The organism is Pseudomonas sp. LBUM1641, assembly GCF_059716235.1.
In genome coordinates, this window is record NZ_CP166815.1 from 2728078 (window position 1) to 2746776 (window position 18699).

Sequence of the window (18699 nt, forward strand, 5' to 3'; positions counted from 1 at the left end):
CCATGAGCCTTCTCACACAACTGGCCAGGGCGCCATTGAGCGCGAAGTTCGGCCTGCTGATTATCGTGCTGTACGTGCTGGTGGCGTTGTTTGCACCGGTGCTCGCGCCCTATGGCGAAACCCAGGTGGTGGGCGACGGGTTTGCGCCCTGGAGCGGTCAGTTCCTGCTGGGCACCGATAACCTCGGGCGGGATATGTTCAGCCGCCTGGTATATGGCGCGCGCAATACCCTGGGCATCGCGTTCCTGACGACGGTGCTGGCGTTTTTGCTGGGTGGCTTGAGCGGCCTGATTGCGGCGATCAAGGGCGGCTGGGTGGATCAGGGTTTGTCGCGACTGGTGGACATCCTGATGGCGATCCCGCAGCTGATCTTCGCCTTGCTGATTCTTAGCGTCGTCGGCACCAATGCCACCTCGCTGGTATTGGTGATTGCACTGCTGGACTCGACCCGGGTGTTTCGCCTGTCCCGGGCCGTGGCGATGACCGTGGTGGTGCAGGATTTTGTCGAAGCCGCGCGACTGCGCGGGGAAGGGCTCTGGTGGCTGGTCACCCGCGAAGTGCTACCCAACGCTGCTGCTCCGTTGATTGCCGAATTCGGCCTGCGCTTTTGCTTCGTGTTTTTGTTTATCAGCGCGCTGTCGTTCCTTGGCCTGGGCATTCAACCGCCCACCGCCGATTGGGGCAGCATGGTCCGCGACAACGCGGTGCTGATTACCTTCGGCGACATCAGCCCGTTGCTGCCGGCCCTGGCAGTTGCGTTGATCACCGTCAGCGTGAATTTTGTCGTCGACTGGATGCTGCATAAATCCAGCGGCCTGAAGGAGTGTTGAGGATGGACAAGCCATTGCTGGAAATCCGCAACCTGCAGATTGAAGGGCATTACGAAGACGCCTGGCATCCACTGATCAAGGGCATCGACCTGACGTTGCAACGGGGCGAGGTGCTGGGGTTGATTGGTGAGTCTGGCGCGGGTAAATCAACGTTGGGCCTGGCGGCGATGGGATTTGCCCGCGACGGTTGCCGTATCACCGGTGGCTCGGTGTGCTTTGACGGCATTCAGCTGTTGCAGGCCAAGCCCGAGGCGCTGCGCAAGCTGCGAGGCCTGCGCATTGCCTACGTTGCGCAAAGCGCTGCCGCGTCGTTCAACCCGGCTCATCGGCTGATTGACCAGCATGTGGAAGCCGCCGTGATCAACGGCGGCATCAGCCGCGCCCAGGCTGAACGCGAGGCGGTGGAGTTGTACCGCGTGCTGCGCCTGCCCAATCCGGAAACCATTGGCCAGCGTTACCCCCATCAGGTCTCCGGTGGGCAACTGCAACGGGTGATGACCGCCATGGCGATGGCCAGCCACCCGGACCTGATCATCTTCGACGAACCTACCACTGCCCTCGACGTCACCACCCAGATCGAAGTGCTGGCGGCGATTCGCGATGCGATCAAAACCTTCGGCAGCGCCGCGCTGTATATCAGCCACGACCTGGCGGTGGTCGCACAGATGGCCGACCGCATCATGGTGCTGCGCCACGGCAAGCTGGTGGAGGAGGCCGAGACCCGCACCATGCTCAGCGCACCGCAGCAGGACTACACCAAATCCCTGTGGGCGGTGCGCAGCTTTCGCACCGAACCCAAGGCCTGTCCGCAGCAGCAGGTGCCGTTGCTGGAAGTGCGCCAGGTGTGCGCCAGCTACGGGCATCAACCGGTGCTGCACGACGTGTCGATGAGCCTGTATCGCGGCCAGACGCTGGCGGTGATCGGCGAGTCCGGCAGCGGCAAAAGCTCCACCGCACGCGTGATTACCGGGTTGCTGCCGGCTACGGCGGGGCAGGTGCTGTATGACGGTGAAGCGTTGCCGGCGGACTTTCGTCGTCGCAGCAAGGAACAGTTGCGGCGGATCCAGATGATCTACCAGATTCCCGATACTGCGCTGAACCCACGCCAGCGCATCGTCGACATCATCGGCCGGCCGCTGACCTTCTACCTCGGCCTTAAGGGCAAGGCCATGCGCGCCCGGGTCGCCGAGTTGCTGGAGATGATCGAGCTGGACCCGGCCATATTCATGGAACGTCAGCCCCGTGAACTATCCGGCGGCCAGAAGCAGCGAATCTGCATCGCCCGCGCCCTGGCGGCTGACCCACAACTGATCATCTGCGACGAAGTGACCTCCGCCCTGGATCAGTTGGTGGCGGAGGGCGTGCTGAAGCTGCTCAATCGTATCCAGCAGCAGGTGGGCGTGGCCTACCTGTTCATCACCCACGACGTGGCCACGGTACGCGCCATCGCCGACGAAGTGGTGGTGATGCAGCGGGGCAGGGTGGTGGACCAAGGCAGCCGCAGCACGATCTTCACCCCGCCCTATCAGGACTACACCGGCCTGCTGTTTTCATCGGAGCCGGAAATGGACCCCGACTGGCTCGACCATTTGCTGGCCGAACGGGCCGCGCTTACTTCTTGAGGATTTTTTATGAAGGTGTTGATTGTCCATGCCCATCCCGAGCCGCAGTCGTTTACCGCGGCTTTGCGTGACCAGGCGATCGCTACCCTGCAAGCGCAGGGGCATGAGGTGCAGGTCAGCGATCTTTACGCGATGAACTGGAACCCGGTGGCGAGTGCTTCGGACTTCACCTCGCGGGAAAACCCCGAGTATCTGGTGTATGCCCTGGAGCAGCGACTGGGGGTGAAAAGCCAGTCCATCGCGGCGGATATCCAGCAGGAGTTGGACAAGCTGCTGTGGGCCGATCTGCTGATCCTCAACTTCCCGATCTTCTGGTTCTCGGCGCCCGCGATGCTCAAGGGCTGGATTGACCGGGTGCTGGTGTCGGGCGTGTGTTACGGCGGCAAGCGGTTTTACGATCAGGGCGGGCTCGCGGGCAAGAAAGCGCTGGTCACGGTGACCCTTGGCGGGCGTGAGCATATGTTTGGCGAAGGGGCGATTCATGGGCCGTTGGAGGACATGCTGCGGCCGATTCTGCGTGGCACGCTGGCGTATGTCGGGTTTGAAGTGCTCGAGCCGTTTGTGGCGTGGCATGTGCCGTATATCAGCGCCGAGGCTCGGCAGGCTTTCCTGCACAGTTACCGGCAGCGGCTGGAAGGGCTGGCGGATGACCAGCCGTTGGTGTTTCCCAAGCTCGAGCAGTTTGATGAGGCGCTGTACCCACTTTAGTCAAGTAAGTGAAGATCCAGTGTGGGAGCGGGCTTGCTCGCGAAAGCGGTGTGCCAGTTGATGCATATGCTGGCTGAACCACCGCATTCGCGAGCAAGCCCGCTCCCACATTTGATCTTCATTGTCAGGCGCGATTGTGTGCCCGCAGCCGCTCGGCAGCGCTGCGCAGCAACTGCTCCGTGCCGTCCCAGCCCAGGCAGCCGTCGGTGATCGAAACGCCGTACTTCATCGACGGGCTCAACGGCTGGCAGCCTTCGAACAGGTGGCTTTCGATCATCATGCCGATCAGCGACGTGTCGCCCTGCAAGCGTTGCTCCAGCACGTCGTTGAACACCGCCGGTTGGCGCAGCGGGTCTTTGCCGCTGTTGGCGTGGCTGCAGTCGACCATGATCCGCGGTGCGACTTTGCTCTTGGCCAAGTCGGCATGCACCTGGGCCACGCTTTGGCGATCGTAGTTCGGCCCACGGTGGCCGCCGCGCAATACCAGATGGGTATCGGGGTTGCCCGGGGTCTGGATGATCGCCGGATGGCCTTGGCTGTCGACCCCGAAGTGGCGGTGCGGGTGAGCGGCGGAACGCATGGCGTCACAGGCGATGGCGACGCCGCCGTCGGTGCCGTTCTTGAAGCCCACGGGCATGCCGAGGCCGCTGGCCATTTCGCGGTGGATCTGCGATTCGGTGGTGCGCGCGCCAATGGCAACCCAGCTCAGCAGGTCATCGAAGTAGCCGGCAGCCATCGGTTGCAGCAGCTCGGTGGCCACCGGCAGGCCCAGGCGCAGCATTTCACGCATCAGTTCCCGGGACAGGGTCAGGCCCGCGGCCATGTCGTCGCTGCCATCCAGGCGTGGGTCGTAGGCCAGGCCTTTCCAACCGATGGTGGTGCGGGGTTTTTCGACGTAGGCACGGATCACCAGCAGCATCTGGTCACTGACTTCATGGGCCAGTTTTTTCAGGTTGCGCGCATATTCCATGGCCGATTCCGGGTCGTGGATCGAGCACGGGCCGACGATCACCAGCAGGCGTGAGTCTTCGCCCTTGAGAATGGCGCGCACGGCTTGGCGATGGGCGTGGATCTGTTCGTTGAGGAACGGGCTCAGGGGCAGTTGGTGCTTGAGCTCCAGGGAACTGGGCAAACGCTGGGTCAGCGCTTCATTGGCGCAGGACAGGGTAGAAACAGGCAGAGCGGCGATCGAGGCGTTCATATTCGGGCTTCCTGGGCAAGCGGCGGGCTGTTCCCGCGCGCTCTGCCCTACTGGGGTGTTCGACAATTGGCCGTATTGGCTACGTGTGTTGGCTTGCCACCAATAGGTGACCGATCGGAGGCGGCAGGCTGTCCCGAACGGAGCTTGCTAAATCGCCAGGCGGTGGAGGTGTCGTAGCGGTAATAGGTGGCGTAGTTCATGTCGTGAGTCCTTTAAGTGTTCGGTGTGTGGCAAAAATAATGAAGGGCTGAAAAAACAAAACCCCCGGTCGGGGAGCCGACCGGGGGTTAGATTTCTCTGGTAGGCGACCCCTTGAGTAGTGGGCGCCGATTTCAGGTATCAGGCGCGCCAGTGGCTAAACCAATACCCAAAATAAAAGCTGACCAGTGCGCTCAAACCGCTCACACGGGCAGCCACGACCGAGCGCTGGGCGCTGGCAGCAGGGCAAACCTGAATGTGGGTGAGTTGCAACATGGTGTGTCTCCAAATGATGGGGGGAGCTTAACTGAGGCGAGCGGGTGGATTCAATCAGTAATTTCTATTGAGTGTGGGTACTTACGGCTATGACCCCAGTGTCGATATGCTGCACGGACTTCACGATGATTGCCTGGATGCGACCATGACTGCCTTGACGATTGCTGCTGCCCAATCCATCTCCATTGCCGGCGACGTGCCCGGAAATATCGCGCGTCACTTGGCATTTATGCGCACGGCGGCAGAGCATGGTGTGCAATTGCTGGTGTTTCCGGAACTGTCCCTGACGGGGTATGAACCAGCGTTGGCCACCGGATTGGCGATTGCGCCTGACGATGAAGTATTGACGCCGCTGCGGGAGATGGCCCGTGAGTTGCGCATCACCGCCGTGGTGGGCGTGCCGATTCGCCTGGGGGCCGCCAGTGAGGTGTTGATCGGCGCGCTGGTACTGGGGCCGGATGGCTCGGTTGCGGTCTATACCAAGCAGCATTTGCATCCCGGTGAAGAAGCGGCCTTTGCTGCGGGGCAGGGCGGGGCCGCCCTTGAATGGGGTGACGACCGGGTTGCCCTGGCGGTATGCGCAGACTTCTCCCACGCCAGCCATCCACGGCAGGCAGCCGAGTCCGGGGCGAATATCTACGCTGCGGGTGTGCTGATCAGCGAGGGCGGCTACGCTCCCGATACTATGTTGCTTCAGGGCTACGCCGCCGAGCACCACATGCTGGTACTGATGGCCAACCACGGCGGCCCAACCGGTGGCTGGACCTGCGCCGGACGTAGCGCCATTTGGGGCGCTGACGGCGGCTTGATCGCAGCCGCCCCGGGTGTGGGCGATTCGCTGGTGATTGCACGTCGCAGCACCGCTGGCCAGTGGTCCGGGGAACAGGTGGCGATTTAGGGAGCGCAGGCACATGGCGTTTCAACTACAGGCCGCAACCAGCCAACACTTGGCATTCGCCCGAACCCTGACCCATCAGGCCATGGGCAACTATTATCGCCAATACGACTTGTCGTGGTCCGATGCCGGGTTCGATACCGCCTGGGCGGGTCGGGAAAACTGGCTGATCTGTCGCGATAACGAGGTGCTGGGTTTCATCAGCCTTAGTCGTGACCCGAAGGCACTGTATATCCGCGAACTGCACATCCTTGAGGCGTTTCGTCATCAAGGAGCGGGCGGCTGGGTTATCGAGCAGATGGTGCACAAGGCGCGCGCGGAAGGGCTGGGTCTTTTACGGTTGACCGTTTTCAAGACCAACCCGGCGCGAAGGCTCTATCAACGCAAGGGCCTGGAAATCGTTGGCGCGGAGGATAGCTTCTGGCGCATGGAGCGCAATTGCCGGACGTGATCAGGGGTGAGTACTGTCAATTTGAGGAAAACAGGCACTTGGTTTTAATAAGCGCATACTGACTTCAAGAGGTGACTTCCTGATCTTGCCTCACGGTTTCGTCCTCAGCCAGAATGATCCCGTCCTTCATGCCCAACAGGACTGCCACCTTGTGGGCTTCTCCCCGTCGTCCCTTTTTGCGCCCAGCGAGCACTTGATAAGTGGTTGCCGGGTCCACGCCATTTTCCCGGGCGAACGCTTGAACAGACTTACCTTGATGTTCCAGCCAAGCCTTGGCTTGTGCAGCAGTGCGAATACCGGGCATAGTTCAAAACCGTTCAAGTTTGTGTAAAACGAGATGAGTGTGTCACCTCTAGGGGTGTGTCAAATAGGATCATACATCCAAATGAGTGGAATCGGATTCCGGTTAAGGCAAGAAAGAGAGCGACTTGGCCTGTCGCAGAAAACTTTTGGTGAAATAGGAGGTGTAGAGGCTAACGCACAGGGTAAATACGAAAATGGCGGACGCGCGCCCAAGGCTGATTACTTGTCCCGCGTGGCAGAAAGAGGTGTCGATATCCTGTACGTGTTGACCGGTACTCCGACGCCGACCCAACTCGAAAATCTGAGCCAAGTCGAAGAGAAAGTGCTGGGCAACTACCGTGCGATGTTCAAGGAAGACCAGGATGCAATCCATCGCCTGACTTCAACCCTGGCCGAGCATTCACTCTCAACTAATGGAAAAAACCGCTCATCCGCCCCGGATTCCTGACCTTTTTACCCAGGAAATTGAGCCGCCCGCCATTCGGCGGCGGCCCGTTGTGCATTGAAACTCTATATATATGACGCTTGCAGCTAGGTCTGCGCCGTGGTTTTTTGCTAAGGTGTTCAGCAACCTATAAGACCATATCGCGAGGTGTCTGCTTGATTAGGGTGCTAGTAGTCGATGACCATGATCTCGTTCGTACAGGCATTACACGAATGCTGGCTGACATCGATGGCCTGCAAGTAGTCGGCCAGGCCGAGTCAGGGGAGGAGTCCCTGATCAAGGCCCGGGAGTTGAAGCCCGACGTGGTTTTGATGGACGTCAAGATGCCCGGGATCGGCGGACTTGGCGCCACTACAAAGTTGTTGCGCAGCCATCCGGATATCAAAGTCGTGGTAGTTACCGTGTGTGAGGAAGATCCTTTTCCTACACGGCTGCTACAAGCGGGCGCTGCCGGCTATCTGACAAAAGGCGCGGGCTTGGCGGAAATGGTCCAGGCCATTCGCCTGGTGTTTGCCGGCCAACGCTACATCAGCCCGCAGATTGCCCAGCAGTTGGCGATCAAGTCGTTCCAGCCTACCAGCGACTCGCCGTTCGATGCGTTGTCGGAGCGGGAAATCCAGATCGCCTTGATGATTGTCGGCTGTCAAAAAGTCCAGTCGATCTCCGACAAGCTGTGCCTGTCGCCGAAAACCGTGAACACCTACCGTTATCGGATTTTCGAGAAGCTCTCCATCAGCAGCGATGTTGAATTGACCTTGCTGGCGGTCCGCCACGGCATGGTAGATGCCAGCGCCTGAAATGACAGCTCCTGAAATAAAGGTCCAATTCGATCCGAGTGCGTTCCTTGCAACCTGCAGTGGCCGTCCCGGCGTGTATCGCATGTTCGACAGCGAAGCGCGCCTGCTCTACGTCGGTAAAGCCAAGAACCTGAAGAGCCGCCTGGCGAGTTACTTCCGCAAGACCGGCCTGGCAACCAAGACGGCGGCACTGGTGGCGCGTATCGCCCAGGTGGAAACCACCATCACCGCCAATGAAACCGAGGCGCTGCTGCTTGAGCAGACGCTGATCAAGGAATGGCGGCCGCCTTACAACATCCTGCTGCGTGACGATAAGTCCTACCCGTACGTGTTTCTCTCGGACGGCGACTTTCCGCGCCTGAGCATCCATCGCGGTGCCAAGAAGCAGAAGGGCAAGTATTTCGGGCCTTATCCCAGCGCCGGCGCCATTCGCGAAAGCCTGAGCCTGCTGCAAAAGGCGTTTTTCGTGCGCCAGTGCGAAGACAGTTTCTACAAGAACCGTAACCGCCCGTGCCTGCAGTACCAGATCAAGCGCTGCAAGGCGCCGTGCGTGGGTCTTGTCGAGCCTGCGGAATACGCCGAGGACGTACGTCACTCGGTGATGTTCCTCGAAGGCCGCAGCAACGCCCTGGCCGATGAACTGTCCGGCGCCATGGAGCAAGCGGCGAGCACCCTGGATTTCGAGCGTGCCGCCGAACTGCGCGACCAGATCTCCCTGCTGCGCCGCGTGCAGGACCAGCAGAGCATGGAAGGCGGCACCGGCGACGTTGACGTCATTGCGGCCTTCGTCAACCCGGGCGGCGCCTGCGTGCACTTGATCAGCGTGCGTGGCGGCCGGGTACTGGGCAGCAAAAACTTCTTCCCCCAGACCGGTATAGAAGAGGAGGTCGCCGAAGTCATGGCGGCGTTCCTTGGCCAGTACTACGTCAGCAGCCCTGAGCGCGACCTGCCGAGTGAGCTGATCGTCAACGTGGTGCACGAGGACTTCCCGGCACTGATCGAGGCGATTCACGGACTGCGCGGCCGCGAGCTGGATATCAGCCACCGCGTGCGCGGCACCCGTGCCCGCTGGCAGCAACTGGCCGTGACCAACGCCGAACAGGCCCTGGGTGCACGCTTGGCCAACCGCCAGCACGTCGCCGCACGGTTTGACGCTTTGGCCGAAGTCCTCAACCTTGACGAGCCGCCCCAGCGCCTCGAGTGCTACGACATCAGCCATTCCAGCGGCGAAGCCACCGTGGCTTCCTGCGTGGTGTTCGGGCCGGAAGGGCCGATCAAGTCCGACTACCGGCGCTACAACATCGAAGGCGTCACCCCGGGCGATGACTATGCCGCCATGCACCAGGCCCTGACTCGCCGCTTCAGCAAACTGAAGGACGGCGAGGGCAAGCTGCCGGACATCCTGCTGGTGGACGGTGGCAAGGGCCAGCTGTCCATGGCCCGCGACGTGCTCAACGAACTGGCGGTGCCCGACCTGATCCTGCTCGGCGTGGCCAAGGGGGCCACCCGCAAGGCCGGTTTTGAAACCTTGTACTTGAATGATGCCGCCCATGAGTTCACTTTGAAGGGTGATTCCCCGGCGCTGCATCTTATCCAGCAGATCCGCGACGAAGCCCACCGTTTCGCCATCACCGGCCACCGCGCCCGACGTGGCAAAACCCGGCGTACCTCAACCCTGGAAGGGGTGGCGGGGGTCGGGCCAACGCGGCGGCGGGACTTGTTAAAACATTTTGGTGGCTTGCAGGAGCTGTCCCGTGCCAGCATCGAAGAAATAGCCAAAGCTCCCGGTATCAGTAAAAAGCTCGCAGAGTTGATTTATGCAAATCTGCACAGCGAGTAGAATGCCTTCTCACCTCGTAGCCAGTTGTGCCGATGAATATCCCTAATCTGATCACCGTACTACGCGTCCTGCTCATTCCGATTTTCATTTTGCTGTTTTACCTGCCGTACGAATGGAGCTACATGGCATCCAGTTCGGTCTTCGCCTTTGCGGCTGCCACCGACTGGCTTGACGGCTACCTGGCCCGCCGCCTGGAGCAGAGCACGCCGTTTGGCGCGTTCCTGGACCCGGTGGCCGACAAGCTGATGGTAGCGGTCGCCCTGGTGCTGCTGGTGCAGGAACACGGCAACCTCTGGCTGACCTTGCCGGCGGCAGTGATCATCGGTCGCGAGATCGTAGTCTCCGCCCTGCGGGAGTGGATGGCCGAAATCGGCGCCCGTGCCCATGTGGCCGTGTCCAACATGGGCAAATGGAAAACCGCGGCGCAGATGCTTGCCCTGGTGATCCTGCTGGCCAACCCGTCGGACTTCTCCTTCTGGGTATTGCTCGGCTACGCCTTGCTGCTGATCGCAGCAGGCCTGACCTTGTGGTCCATGCTGCAATATTTGCGTGCCGCGTGGCCGCATCTGCGCACCGAGGTTGAAAAGAAATAAAACTTTTTTGAATCAAGGGGTTGACGGGTGATGAGGATTCTATAGAATGCGCATCACCAAGACGCGGGAATAGCTCAGTTGGTAGAGCACGACCTTGCCAAGGTCGGGGTCGCGAGTTCGAGTCTCGTTTCCCGCTCCAAACACAAAGAAAAAGCCACTCTAACGAGTGGCTTTTTTTTGCCTGCGATTTATGGAATAGACGCTTCGGCGTCTTTTTTCGTTTCTGCGCAAAACTACTGAAATCCAGAGCGATCCATTACGTTTAAGTAGGGTTTTGGGTACCGTCTAATGAAGGGGCGCCAGAGCACACTCCTATCCAGGCTTCCAGATCCGCTGCGCTCATAGGCTTTGCTATAAGGTAGCCCTGCGCTTCGGAACACCCCCACTGTATTAAAAGATCCAGGATTTCCTCATTTTCTACGCCTTCGGCAACGACGCGGTAGCCGAGCCCCTTCGCCAGGCCTATCAGGGTTTTAACCAGTTGCTTGTCATTTTGATTGGTGCCCAGTCCGCTGATCAGTGATTGATCAAGCTTGACGCTAGTGGCCGGTAGTTCCTTCAAATACGCCCAGTTACTGTAGCCCGTGCCGAAATCATCCACGGCAACCTCTACGCCAAACTTACGAACCCGTTCCAGCTGCCGAATGACTTCTTCAGGGTTGGTCATCAGCATGCTTTCGGTAAACTCAAGTTCAAAGCTGGTCGGATCCAGGCCGTATGTTTGAATTTCATGAATCATCGCGTCTACGAACTCGGAACTCTCCAGATCGCTGACAGTGATATTCATCGCTATCCGCAGACGCAGACCTTGCGCTTTCCAAACAACCGTTTGCCGGATGATTGCGTTGAGCACCCATAATCCAACGGAGGGTATCAGGGCGGTTTTTTCAGCCAAGGGTATGAATTCAGCAGGGCTGATGGGGCCAAGCAACGGATGGGTCCACCGTAACAATGCCTCCACCGAATGACAGCTTCCGGAAGGCAGTTTGATTTTGGGCTGATACACCAGGCTGAACTGTTGGTCGGAGCTGACCGCCTCCGGCAACGAACTCAACAACATGAAAGCGCGTTGTTGAGCGGCATCAAAATGGGGTTTGTAGAGAGACCATCCCAGCTAGCGGTCACGCGCCTCATCCGCCGCGCTGACCAGCAGGCGCAGCCAGTCTTGCTGCCCTGCGCCATGAATAGGCAGGACGCCAATCCCCACTTGCATGAGTACGGGGATGCCGTGGCATTCAACCGGTTTTTTGAAGTCCGTCAGAATACTTGCGCAGATGTGCTCGGTGGCTTGTTCCCCCTCAAGGAGGAAGCCAAATCGGGTCGGGCTTATTTTGTAAAGCAGGCACCGTGCGGGTAAGAGTTTTTGCAGGCGAGATTTGATCGCCAGGACCAGGTCTCCCGCAAAGCTATATCCCAGGGCCTTTACAATATCGTTGAGGAACTTTGGCGAGATAATGTCAACTGCATACACACGGCACGGTTTCTTTAGCTTCAGCGCTTGACGTATATCCTCTTCAAGCCTGAGTCGATTAAACAGCCCCGTGGGTTGGTCTATAAAGTTGCGAGACCGCATGCCCTGTATGCGCATCATCACCAACTCGGCGAAGCCGTTGAGCATCGCGCTGTCACGCTCGTTCATGGGGGGGCGGGAGACGGTGTCAATGATGCAGAGACTTCCCAGTGTAAAACCATCCTCCGTGGTCAACGGCGCGCCCGCGTAATAACGAATATGCGGCGGCCCTGTTACCAGGGGGTTGTGTTTGAAACGGGCATCCAGCGTTGCGTCCAACACCTCCAGCAGGGAATTGTCCAGCGTAGAGTAGGCGCAAAAAGAAACTTCTCGCGGTGTCTGCGTTTCTGTCAGTCCCACACGTGCTTTGAACCATTGCCGGTGTTTATCGACAATTGAAATCAGTGCGATGGGGGCGTTGAAGTAGGCAGACGCCATCTCGACGATTTTTTCAAAGACATCATCGTAGTCGCTGTCGGGTGGACAAAATTTCGCGACCTCTTTTAGCCGTTCAACTTCATTCGGCGGAATAGGAGCGCCTTCGCCCATGACAATCCTCGGAGTGGCTAAGTTCGTACAACAAAGTATCAGACAGTGCCATCATTATGATGTTGTTTTTTCTATTCACCAGATAGCGCAAACGTATGCATCCGGGCGGCCTCTCCCGGCAAACCTGCTCCCAGGGCATCGTGGCGTCAGGCATTTCCCTGCGTCTAGCTCACCCGCGGGGCTGCCTTGATGGCCATGTACTCATCCTTGACCGCCTCAAACCCATATTTATCTTCAAGTCGTTTGACGATGAAGTGCCCCCGCGCCATGTCCTGATAGAAGTGGGTGAACAGCGTATTGATGGTCGCCCCGGTAAAGGCGCCCATCACGGGAACGGCCTGCGCCGCGAACTTGCTGGAAATGGTAAAGCCAAACTGGGTCGCGACCTTATCGATCAGGATCGCCAGCCATTTGCCGGCTTGCCCCGGGGACAAGGTGCTGATGGCCTTGGAACCCTGCTTGGCGGCGATTCCCGCCAGTTCCTTCGACAGTTGTTGCATGGCTTGGGTGGTGAAGCTGCGGGTCATGTAGTAACCCGTCTCCGTCGCATCGTCGGCCTGGCTGTTGCCGCCCATGGCAAACACCTCAATACACGCCTGCTTGGTCGCAAAGTCCCCCAGGTCAAAACCTTCGCTGCGCGCCACATCGGCGACCGCGCGCATCATGATGGTGGTGGAGATCGGCAGTTCGACGAACAGCGCCGCAAAACCGAAGGCTCCGCCGATAGCGCCCGAAGTCGCCGCGAAGGCTTTGTGCAGCCGGGTGGAGGCCGGCTTTTTCGGGCTGTTCTCCAGGCTCTTCAGCGCCGCGCCGGCGGAGGAGTGCAGCGCCGCCGCCACGGCGCCATTGATCCTTTTTGAAACCACTGCCGGCAATGCCTTCACCGCACTTTCGATGGGTGAGCCGATCATGCCGGACAGCCTGGCGGTCAAGGAGGGTGCCTCGAGCAAGCCGACGGCCCGCTTGAGTTCCTGGTAGTCCTCGGGGTGGTCTTTGATGTTCACAGGTGTCTCCATGGATTTTTCCGGCTCTCATAAACCAAAGACCGTTGGGGCGGGCCATGGTGCCGTCAGGCTTTGCCCATTCTTTGCCTGCGTACGTGCTTCGTTCGCCAGCAGGTCGTTTAGCGGTCAGTCATCTTGAACTCGGCTTTTTTTGTCGGGCTCGCACGGGCGGCGATGGATTCGCTACTATGGGGTTCACCCGAACCCCGTCCGCCGTACCCGTTGGAGCCTCGAATGCCAAGCCAGAAGGACATCACCGCCGAGAGCGGCGCACCGATGATTCCTGATCAGCGCCGTGAGCTGATACTGCGTCAATTGCGCAAGCATCAAGTGCTGAGTGTTCATCAGTTGATGGAGATGTTCGACTGCTCCCACATGACCGTGCGGCGCGACATTGCGTTGCTGGAGCAGGAAGGCCGGGCGTATTCGGTCACCGGTGGGGTGCGCATTGCCAGCCAGCTTCACAGCGAGCCGAGCCATCAGCTCAAGGCCGTGGTGGAGTTGCCGCAGAAACAGGCCATGGCCAGGCTTGCCGCGCGCTTGCTGCGTGCGGACATGACGGTTTACCTGGACGCAGGCACCAGTACGCTGGAGATCGTGCCTTACATCAAGGCACTCGCCGGCATGACGGTGGTGACCAACGATTTCGGCGTGGTACAGGCGCTGATGGATGCCCCGCAAGTGACGGTGATTCATACGGGCGGGCAGCTGGATCACTCCAACCATTCGTGTGTCGGCGGGCTTGCAGTTGCCACCCTGCGCCAGGTGGTCACCGACATCGCCTTTATCTCCACCAGTTCCTGGGACCTGCGACGCGGGATAACCACTCCTTCGGCGTTGAAGGTGGAGGTCAAGCAGGTGGCCATGCAGTCGGCGTCGCAAGTGGTGCTGGTGGCCAGCAGTTCCAAGTACGGCACCTTCAGCATGTACAAGATCGCCGGGCTGGAGCAGTTCGATATCGTCATCAGCGATGCCGCGCTGGCGCCCGCCGCGGCGGACGGCATACGCAAGCAAGGGGTCGAACTGATGTTGCCGTCCGACCTCACGCCTGCCTGACGGGTCTTTTCGGTCTGCTGCGAGCGCTGCGCAGGGCAGGGTAGCGTTGTTTAGCGTGCCTTCCAGTTCCGCAACCATTGCAGGCCGGCCGAGGTGTCGCCCCGTGGTCGGTATTCGCAGCCTATCCAGCCGTCATACCCCAGTTCATCGATCAGCTCGAACAGGTAAGGGTAATTCAGCTCTCCGAGGTCCGGCTCATGGCGGTCAGGCACGCCGGCAATCTGGATATGGCCAATGCCGCCCATGTCGCGGCGCAGCTTCACGGCCAGGTCGCCCTCGACGATCTGGCAGTGATAGCAGTCGAACTGGACCTTCAGGTTGCGGGCGCCGACCTCCTTGCAGATGGCCTGTGCCTGATCCTGGCGGTTGAGGAAAAAACCCGGCATGTCTCGGGTGTTGATCGGTTCCAGCAGCACTGTAACGCCGGCCTGCGCCGCTTGGGCGGCAGCGTAGGCAAGGTTTTCCAGGTACACGCCATGGTGCCGCGCTCGGTCGCTTTGCGACGGCAGCAAGCCGGCCATCACATGGATGCGGGTATTGCCCAGCACGGCGGCGTACTCCAGCGCCCGGTCGAAACCGTCGCGAAATTCGTCCTCGCGACCCGGTAAGGTCGCGATGCCGCGCTCGCCCGCCGCCCAGTCACCTGGCGGCGCGTTGAACAGGGCTTGCACCAGGCCGTTGTCGGTCAGGCGTTGCTGGAGTTCCTGCGGGCCGTACTCATAGGGAAACAGATACTCCACCGCTTCGAATCCGTCGGCGGCAGCAGCGGCGAAGCGCTCCAGGAACGGACGTTCGGGGTAGAGCATGCTCAGGTTGGCAGCAAAGCGAGGCATGTGAACTCCTTCAGACAAAAGGCCAGATCAACAGGGTGACAAGGAAACCCAGGGTACCCAGGAGGGTGGTGATCACCGTCCAGGTGCGCAGGCCGTCGGCCACATTAAGGCCGGCCAGTTTAGTGAAAATCCAGTAGCCGGCATCGTTGATGTGCGACATCGCCAGCCCGCCACCGCCCATGGCCAGGCACAGCAGGGCCATATGGTTGGGCGTCAGGTTGAGCGTGGCAATCAACGGGCTGATGATACCCGCTGTCGTCACCAGCGCCACGGTGGTCGAACCCTGCACCGCGCGCAGCAGCATGGTCAGCAAGAAGCCCAGCGCCAGCACCGGCAGCCCGGTGGTGCGCAGCAAGTCGGAGACCACCGCACCGATCCCGGTGTCCACCAGCACCTTGCCGAACACGCCGCCGGCACCGGCGATCAGGATCACCATGGCCACGCCGGGCAATGCCGAGCCGATCACATCGGACACCTGGGTACGGCTCCAGCCGCGACGGGAACCCAACAGCCAGGCACACAGCAAGGTGTCGAGCAGCAATGCCACCAACGGAGCGCCGAGGACCGTCATGATCGCCCGCAACGTCGACTCGATGGGCAGCAGCGACGTCGCCAGGGTGCCCAGCAGAATCAAGATGATGGGCAACAGGATCAGGCTGACGATCAGCCCGAAACCCGGTGCCGGAGCGGGCGGCAGCTTGGCAACGAGACTGCTGGTGGATTCTTCGAGACCCCTATGCGCGATGGCGCCCGCACCCTGTTCGACGTTCTGGGCGTTGCCGTTATGCCAGGCGCGCAGGTCATCGTTGGTCACGTGGGGGCCGTAGACTTCGGCACGGATATCATCGGACATCGGATAGAAGCGGCGGGTCATGCCTCCGGCCACGCGGTAGCCGACGTAGCACAGGAACGCCGTGAGCGGCAGCCCGAACATCAGCACCCGCCCCAGGTCGGCGCCCAGTTGGCTGGCGGCCGCCACGGCACCTGGATGCGGAGGCAGGAAGGCGTGCACCGTGAGCAGCGCCGCGCACATCGGCAAGGCAAACATCAGCAGCGGTTTGCGCGCACGGCGGGCAACGCCATAGGCCAGCGGCATCAGGATGATCACCCCGACTTCGAAGAACACCGGCACACCGATGATGAAGCCGGCCACCGTCAACGCCAGTGGCGTGCGTCGGTTACCGAAGCGTTCGATCAGGGTTTTCGCGAGCGCCTCGGCGCCACCGGACAACTCGATGATGCGACCGATCATGGCGCCCAGGGCGATGATAATTGCGATATGGCCGAGGGTCTTGCCCATCCCGCCTTCGATGGTGGCGACCAGGTCGGCCGGTTTCACCCCGGCGACCAACGCCACCAGGATGCTCACCAGCATCAGCGCCACAAACGGCTGGAACTTGTACTTGAGCACCAGAAACAGCAGCAGCGCGATCCCAAGGCCGGCGGTTGCCATCAGAATAAGCGGGCTCATAGCATCCACCCTGCGCATTGAGCGTGCAAAAGGTGAGTGCCGCTGTAAGGGTCAACACTGCAGTAGGGCTTGATCATGCTGGAATGTCCTGTTGTTTTTATTGTTCAGGCACGTGCTCGCGACAGCGTGGCTGCCTCGTCGCGAAGACGTGCATCAGAGGCGTTGCGGATAAAACCGGAGACCTACCACTGGGCGCCGAACGTCTCCCGCAGTTCGTCCAGTGCGGCCTGGTCCAGTGGCGCCGGGCGCGGGTTGCTCATCAGCCAAAGCCGTGCGGTTTCTTCGAGTTCTTCCAGGGCATAACTGGCCTTGGACACGGAGCTTTCCCAGACCACCGGCCCCAGGCGTTCGAGCATCACACCCCGTACGCGGTTGGCCAGTTGCGCCACTTGTTCGGCGACATTGGGTGCGCCAGGGCGTTGATAGTTGATCAATGGGATATGGCCAACTTTCATCACCTGATACGGCGTCAGCGGCGGCAGGATGTCGTCCTGGCTCCACACCCCGGCCAGGGTCAGGGCCACCAGGTGGGTGGAATGGGTATGCACCACGCCACCCACGCCAGGGTTGCGATCGTAGACCTGGCGATGCAGGGCCAGGGTCTTCGACGGCTTGTCGCCCGACACCCATTTGCCCGCCAGATCGACTTTGGCAATGGCTGTCGGGTCCAGGCGCCCAAGGCAGGCGTCGGTGGGGGTGATCAGCCAGCCATCATCGAGCCGGGCGCTGATGTTGCCGGCGCTGCCCACGGTAAACCCGCGCTGATAAAGGCTGTGCCCAACCGTGCAAATCTCCTCGCGCAGTGCGTTCTCGCGGCTCATTGCGCACCTCCGGCCAATTGCTTCAGGGCCTTGTCGAAAAAGTCCCGGCCGCCGAAGTTGCCGGACTTGAGGGCCAGCGCCAGCGGCTCGGCGGTGTTGCTCACGGTGGCCGGCACCCCGGGGTCGATCTGCGCGCCAATCTGCAACAGCTGTACGCCGAGAGCCTTGACTACCGCACCGGAGGTTTCACCGCCTGCGACAACGAAGCGCCGTACGCCGCTGTCGCGAAGGGCCTGGGCGATGGCGCCCAAGGCGTTCTCCACCAGCTCGCCCGCATGCTCGACCCCCAGTTGCTGCTGGGCCGCCTTGACTTCGTCCGGAGTACTGGTGGCGTAGATCAAGACGGTGTGTGGCTGGTTGCGTGCAAAAGCCACGGCGTTTGCCACCACCGGTTCACCGGCCGCCAGGGCCAGCGGGTCGATGCGCAGCGCTGGCCGCCCGGCCTCGATCCAGGCGGCAACCTGGCCGTTGGTGGCGATCGACGCGCTGCCGGCTAACACCACTTCGCCGCCTTCCACCGTCGGCAGCGACGCCGGATCGAAGTCGCGCAGCTTGCCGGCACGGCGGAAGTTTTCCGGAAGCCCCAGGGCCAGGCCCGAACCACCCGTCAACAGTGGCAAGTCGGCGCAGGCGGAGCCAAGGGTATAAAGGTCCTGGTCGGACAGCGCATCGGCAACCGCCATGCCAACACCTTGGGCGCGCAGTTCGGCGATTGTCTCGCGAACCTGCGCAACGCCCTGGGCGATGCTGTCGTAGCGCAGCAGCCCAACCTTGTATGAGGTTTGCGATTGCAGCACACGGACCAGGTTGGCATCGGTCATGGGGGTCAGCGGATGGTGCTGCATGCCCGACTCATTGAGTAACTGGTCTTGCACGAACAAATGGCCACGGAAGATCGTCCGGCCGTTCTCCGGAAACGCCGGGCAGGCGAGGGTGAAGTCACTGCCCAGCGCCTTGAGCAGCGCTTCGCTGACCTGGCCGATATTGCCGGCGGACGTCGAGTCGAACGTGGAGCAGTACTTGAAGAAAATCTGCTCGCAACCCTGTGCGCGCAGCCATTCCAGGGCGGCCAGGGAGTCGGCGATGGCTTCGGCAACGGGCAGGGTGCGAGACTTCAGGGCAATGACGATGGCGTCTGCGTCCAGCCCGGCCGCGACTTCGTCGCTCGGAATGCCAATGCTCTGCACCGTACGCATTCCGCCGCGCACCAGCATATTGGCGAGGTCAGTGGCTCCGGTGAAATCGTCGGCAATGCAGCCCAGCAAAGGGCGTGCGGCAGGTAGGTTCATGGAGCGG

17 protein-coding genes, 1 tRNA gene and 1 pseudogene are annotated in these 18699 nt (G+C 60.7%); 11 read left to right on the forward strand and 8 right to left on the reverse strand.

The window, feature by feature from the left end; genetic code table 11:
• Nucleotides 1-2 precede the first annotated feature (2 nt).
• Genes ACA046_RS12520 through ACA046_RS12530 form a run of 3 tightly spaced genes read left to right on the forward strand, consistent with a single transcriptional unit; the run spans nucleotide 3 to nucleotide 3160 of the window.
• Nucleotides 3-830: an ABC transporter permease gene (locus ACA046_RS12520; RefSeq protein ID WP_459028065.1), complete on the forward strand. Its 828-nt coding sequence runs from the start codon at nucleotides 3-5 to the stop codon at nucleotides 828-830.
• A 2-nt stretch (nucleotides 831-832) separates the two neighbouring features.
• The gene (locus ACA046_RS12525) at nucleotides 833-2452 is read left to right on the forward strand and encodes an ABC transporter ATP-binding protein (RefSeq protein WP_497676661.1); all 1620 of its coding nucleotides are present in this window, start codon (nucleotides 833-835) and stop codon (nucleotides 2450-2452) included.
• A gap of 9 nt (nucleotides 2453-2461) precedes the next feature.
• Nucleotides 2462-3160, forward strand: coding sequence for an NAD(P)H-dependent oxidoreductase (locus ACA046_RS12530; protein WP_497676662.1), 699 nt, complete (start codon nucleotides 2462-2464; stop codon nucleotides 3158-3160).
• Between the two features lie 124 nt (nucleotides 3161-3284).
• Here the strand turns inward: ACA046_RS12530 and ACA046_RS12535 are convergent, their stop codons facing one another.
• Entirely contained in the window at nucleotides 3285-4361 is a 1077-nt protein-coding gene (locus ACA046_RS12535) for a 3-deoxy-7-phosphoheptulonate synthase (RefSeq protein WP_459028071.1), read from the reverse strand.
• Between the two features lie 619 nt (nucleotides 4362-4980).
• Between ACA046_RS12535 and ACA046_RS12540 the strand changes: the two genes are divergently transcribed.
• Together ACA046_RS12540 and ACA046_RS12545 are read left to right on the forward strand one after the other, a co-directional pair.
• The gene (locus ACA046_RS12540; RefSeq protein WP_497676663.1) at nucleotides 4981-5733 is read left to right on the forward strand and encodes a carbon-nitrogen hydrolase family protein; all 753 of its coding nucleotides are present in this window, start codon (nucleotides 4981-4983) and stop codon (nucleotides 5731-5733) included.
• 13 nt (nucleotides 5734-5746) lie between these two features.
• On the forward strand, nucleotides 5747-6181 hold the full coding sequence (locus ACA046_RS12545) for a GNAT family N-acetyltransferase (protein WP_459028075.1): 435 nt from the start codon (nucleotides 5747-5749) through the stop codon (nucleotides 6179-6181).
• A gap of 64 nt (nucleotides 6182-6245) precedes the next feature.
• On the opposite strand, the gene ACA046_RS12550 is transcribed toward ACA046_RS12545, so the two are convergent.
• Nucleotides 6246-6485 (reverse strand): DNA-binding protein, encoded by a 240-nt coding sequence (locus ACA046_RS12550; protein ID WP_459028077.1) that lies wholly within the window; start codon nucleotides 6483-6485, stop codon nucleotides 6246-6248.
• Nucleotides 6486-6566: 81 nt separating this feature from the next.
• On the opposite strand from ACA046_RS12550, the gene ACA046_RS12555 reads away from it, so the two are divergent.
• From ACA046_RS12555 to ACA046_RS12575, 5 genes are all read left to right on the forward strand, one after another.
• Entirely contained in the window at nucleotides 6567-6932 is a 366-nt protein-coding gene (locus ACA046_RS12555) for a helix-turn-helix domain-containing protein (RefSeq protein WP_459028079.1), read from the forward strand.
• Between the two features lie 152 nt (nucleotides 6933-7084).
• Entirely contained in the window at nucleotides 7085-7726 is a 642-nt protein-coding gene (gene gacA / locus ACA046_RS12560; protein ID WP_008436066.1) for a response regulator transcription factor GacA, read from the forward strand.
• A 1-nt stretch (nucleotide 7727) separates the two neighbouring features.
• On the forward strand, nucleotides 7728-9566 hold the full coding sequence (gene uvrC / locus ACA046_RS12565) for an excinuclease ABC subunit UvrC (protein ID WP_076016414.1): 1839 nt from the start codon (nucleotides 7728-7730) through the stop codon (nucleotides 9564-9566).
• Nucleotides 9567-9598: 32 nt separating this feature from the next.
• Nucleotides 9599-10159, forward strand: a complete 561-nt coding sequence (gene pgsA / locus ACA046_RS12570) for a CDP-diacylglycerol--glycerol-3-phosphate 3-phosphatidyltransferase (protein WP_003208929.1) — start codon at nucleotides 9599-9601, stop codon at nucleotides 10157-10159.
• A 63-nt stretch (nucleotides 10160-10222) separates the two neighbouring features.
• Nucleotides 10223-10298: transfer RNA gene (locus tag ACA046_RS12575), tRNA-Gly, on the forward strand.
• A 123-nt stretch (nucleotides 10299-10421) separates the two neighbouring features.
• Here the strand turns inward: ACA046_RS12575 and ACA046_RS12580 are convergent.
• Nucleotides 10422-12218, reverse strand: a pseudogene (locus ACA046_RS12580) (sensor domain-containing phosphodiesterase).
• 164 nt (nucleotides 12219-12382) lie between these two features.
• The gene (locus tag ACA046_RS12585) at nucleotides 12383-13234 is read right to left on the reverse strand and encodes an EcsC family protein (protein ID WP_497676664.1); all 852 of its coding nucleotides are present in this window, start codon (nucleotides 13232-13234) and stop codon (nucleotides 12383-12385) included.
• Between the two features lie 222 nt (nucleotides 13235-13456).
• Between ACA046_RS12585 and ACA046_RS12590 the strand changes: the two genes are divergently transcribed.
• Nucleotides 13457-14278 carry a DeoR/GlpR family DNA-binding transcription regulator gene (locus ACA046_RS12590; RefSeq protein ID WP_318304099.1) on the forward strand — a complete coding sequence of 274 codons (822 nt, stop codon included), beginning with the start codon at nucleotides 13457-13459 and terminating at the stop codon, nucleotides 14276-14278.
• A 50-nt stretch (nucleotides 14279-14328) separates the two neighbouring features.
• Here ACA046_RS12590 and otnI read toward each other — a convergent pair whose 3' ends face one another.
• The 4 genes from otnI to otnK form a co-directional block, all read right to left on the reverse strand.
• On the reverse strand, nucleotides 14329-15111 hold the full coding sequence (gene otnI, locus ACA046_RS12595; RefSeq protein ID WP_459028088.1) for a 2-oxo-tetronate isomerase: 783 nt from the start codon (nucleotides 15109-15111) through the stop codon (nucleotides 14329-14331).
• 10 nt (nucleotides 15112-15121) lie between these two features.
• Nucleotides 15122-16582 carry a GntT/GntP/DsdX family permease gene (locus ACA046_RS12600; protein WP_497676665.1) on the reverse strand — a complete coding sequence of 487 codons (1461 nt, stop codon included), beginning with the start codon at nucleotides 16580-16582 and terminating at the stop codon, nucleotides 15122-15124.
• Nucleotides 16583-16764: 182 nt separating this feature from the next.
• The gene (gene otnC / locus ACA046_RS12605; RefSeq protein WP_258344937.1) at nucleotides 16765-17403 is read right to left on the reverse strand and encodes a 3-oxo-tetronate 4-phosphate decarboxylase; all 639 of its coding nucleotides are present in this window, start codon (nucleotides 17401-17403) and stop codon (nucleotides 16765-16767) included.
• The gene (gene otnK / locus ACA046_RS12610) at nucleotides 17400-18692 is read right to left on the reverse strand and encodes a 3-oxo-tetronate kinase (protein ID WP_497676666.1); all 1293 of its coding nucleotides are present in this window, start codon (nucleotides 18690-18692) and stop codon (nucleotides 17400-17402) included. Before otnK ends, otnC begins: the two co-directional genes overlap by 4 nt.
• Between the last annotated feature and the right edge of the window lie 7 nt (nucleotides 18693-18699).

Excerpts from the sequence above, each read along its gene's own strand:
- ACA046_RS12520 (WP_459028065.1), top strand. The coding sequence starts at position 3 with ATGAGCCTTCTCACACAACTGGCCAGGGCGCCATTGAGCGCGAAGTTC.
- ACA046_RS12525 (WP_497676661.1), top strand. The coding sequence starts at position 833 with ATGGACAAGCCATTGCTGGAAATCCGCAACCTGCAGATTGAAGGGCAT.
- ACA046_RS12530 (WP_497676662.1), top strand. The coding sequence starts at position 2,462 with ATGAAGGTGTTGATTGTCCATGCCCATCCCGAGCCGCAGTCGTTTACC.
- ACA046_RS12535 (WP_459028071.1), bottom strand. The coding sequence starts at position 4,361 with ATGAACGCCTCGATCGCCGCTCTGCCTGTTTCTACCCTGTCCTGCGCC.
- ACA046_RS12540 (WP_497676663.1), top strand. The coding sequence starts at position 4,981 with ATGACTGCCTTGACGATTGCTGCTGCCCAATCCATCTCCATTGCCGGC.
- ACA046_RS12545 (WP_459028075.1), top strand. The coding sequence starts at position 5,747 with ATGGCGTTTCAACTACAGGCCGCAACCAGCCAACACTTGGCATTCGCC.
- ACA046_RS12550 (WP_459028077.1), bottom strand. The coding sequence starts at position 6,485 with ATGCCCGGTATTCGCACTGCTGCACAAGCCAAGGCTTGGCTGGAACAT.
- ACA046_RS12555 (WP_459028079.1), top strand. The coding sequence starts at position 6,567 with ATGAGTGGAATCGGATTCCGGTTAAGGCAAGAAAGAGAGCGACTTGGC.
- uvrC (WP_076016414.1), top strand. The coding sequence starts at position 7,728 with ATGACAGCTCCTGAAATAAAGGTCCAATTCGATCCGAGTGCGTTCCTT.
- pgsA (WP_003208929.1), top strand. The coding sequence starts at position 9,599 with ATGAATATCCCTAATCTGATCACCGTACTACGCGTCCTGCTCATTCCG.
- ACA046_RS12585 (WP_497676664.1), bottom strand. The coding sequence starts at position 13,234 with ATGGAGACACCTGTGAACATCAAAGACCACCCCGAGGACTACCAGGAA.
- ACA046_RS12590 (WP_318304099.1), top strand. The coding sequence starts at position 13,457 with ATGCCAAGCCAGAAGGACATCACCGCCGAGAGCGGCGCACCGATGATT.
- otnI (WP_459028088.1), bottom strand. The coding sequence starts at position 15,111 with ATGCCTCGCTTTGCTGCCAACCTGAGCATGCTCTACCCCGAACGTCCG.
- ACA046_RS12600 (WP_497676665.1), bottom strand. The coding sequence starts at position 16,582 with ATGAGCCCGCTTATTCTGATGGCAACCGCCGGCCTTGGGATCGCGCTG.
- otnC (WP_258344937.1), bottom strand. The coding sequence starts at position 17,403 with ATGAGCCGCGAGAACGCACTGCGCGAGGAGATTTGCACGGTTGGGCAC.
- otnK (WP_497676666.1), bottom strand. The coding sequence starts at position 18,692 with ATGAACCTACCTGCCGCACGCCCTTTGCTGGGCTGCATTGCCGACGAT.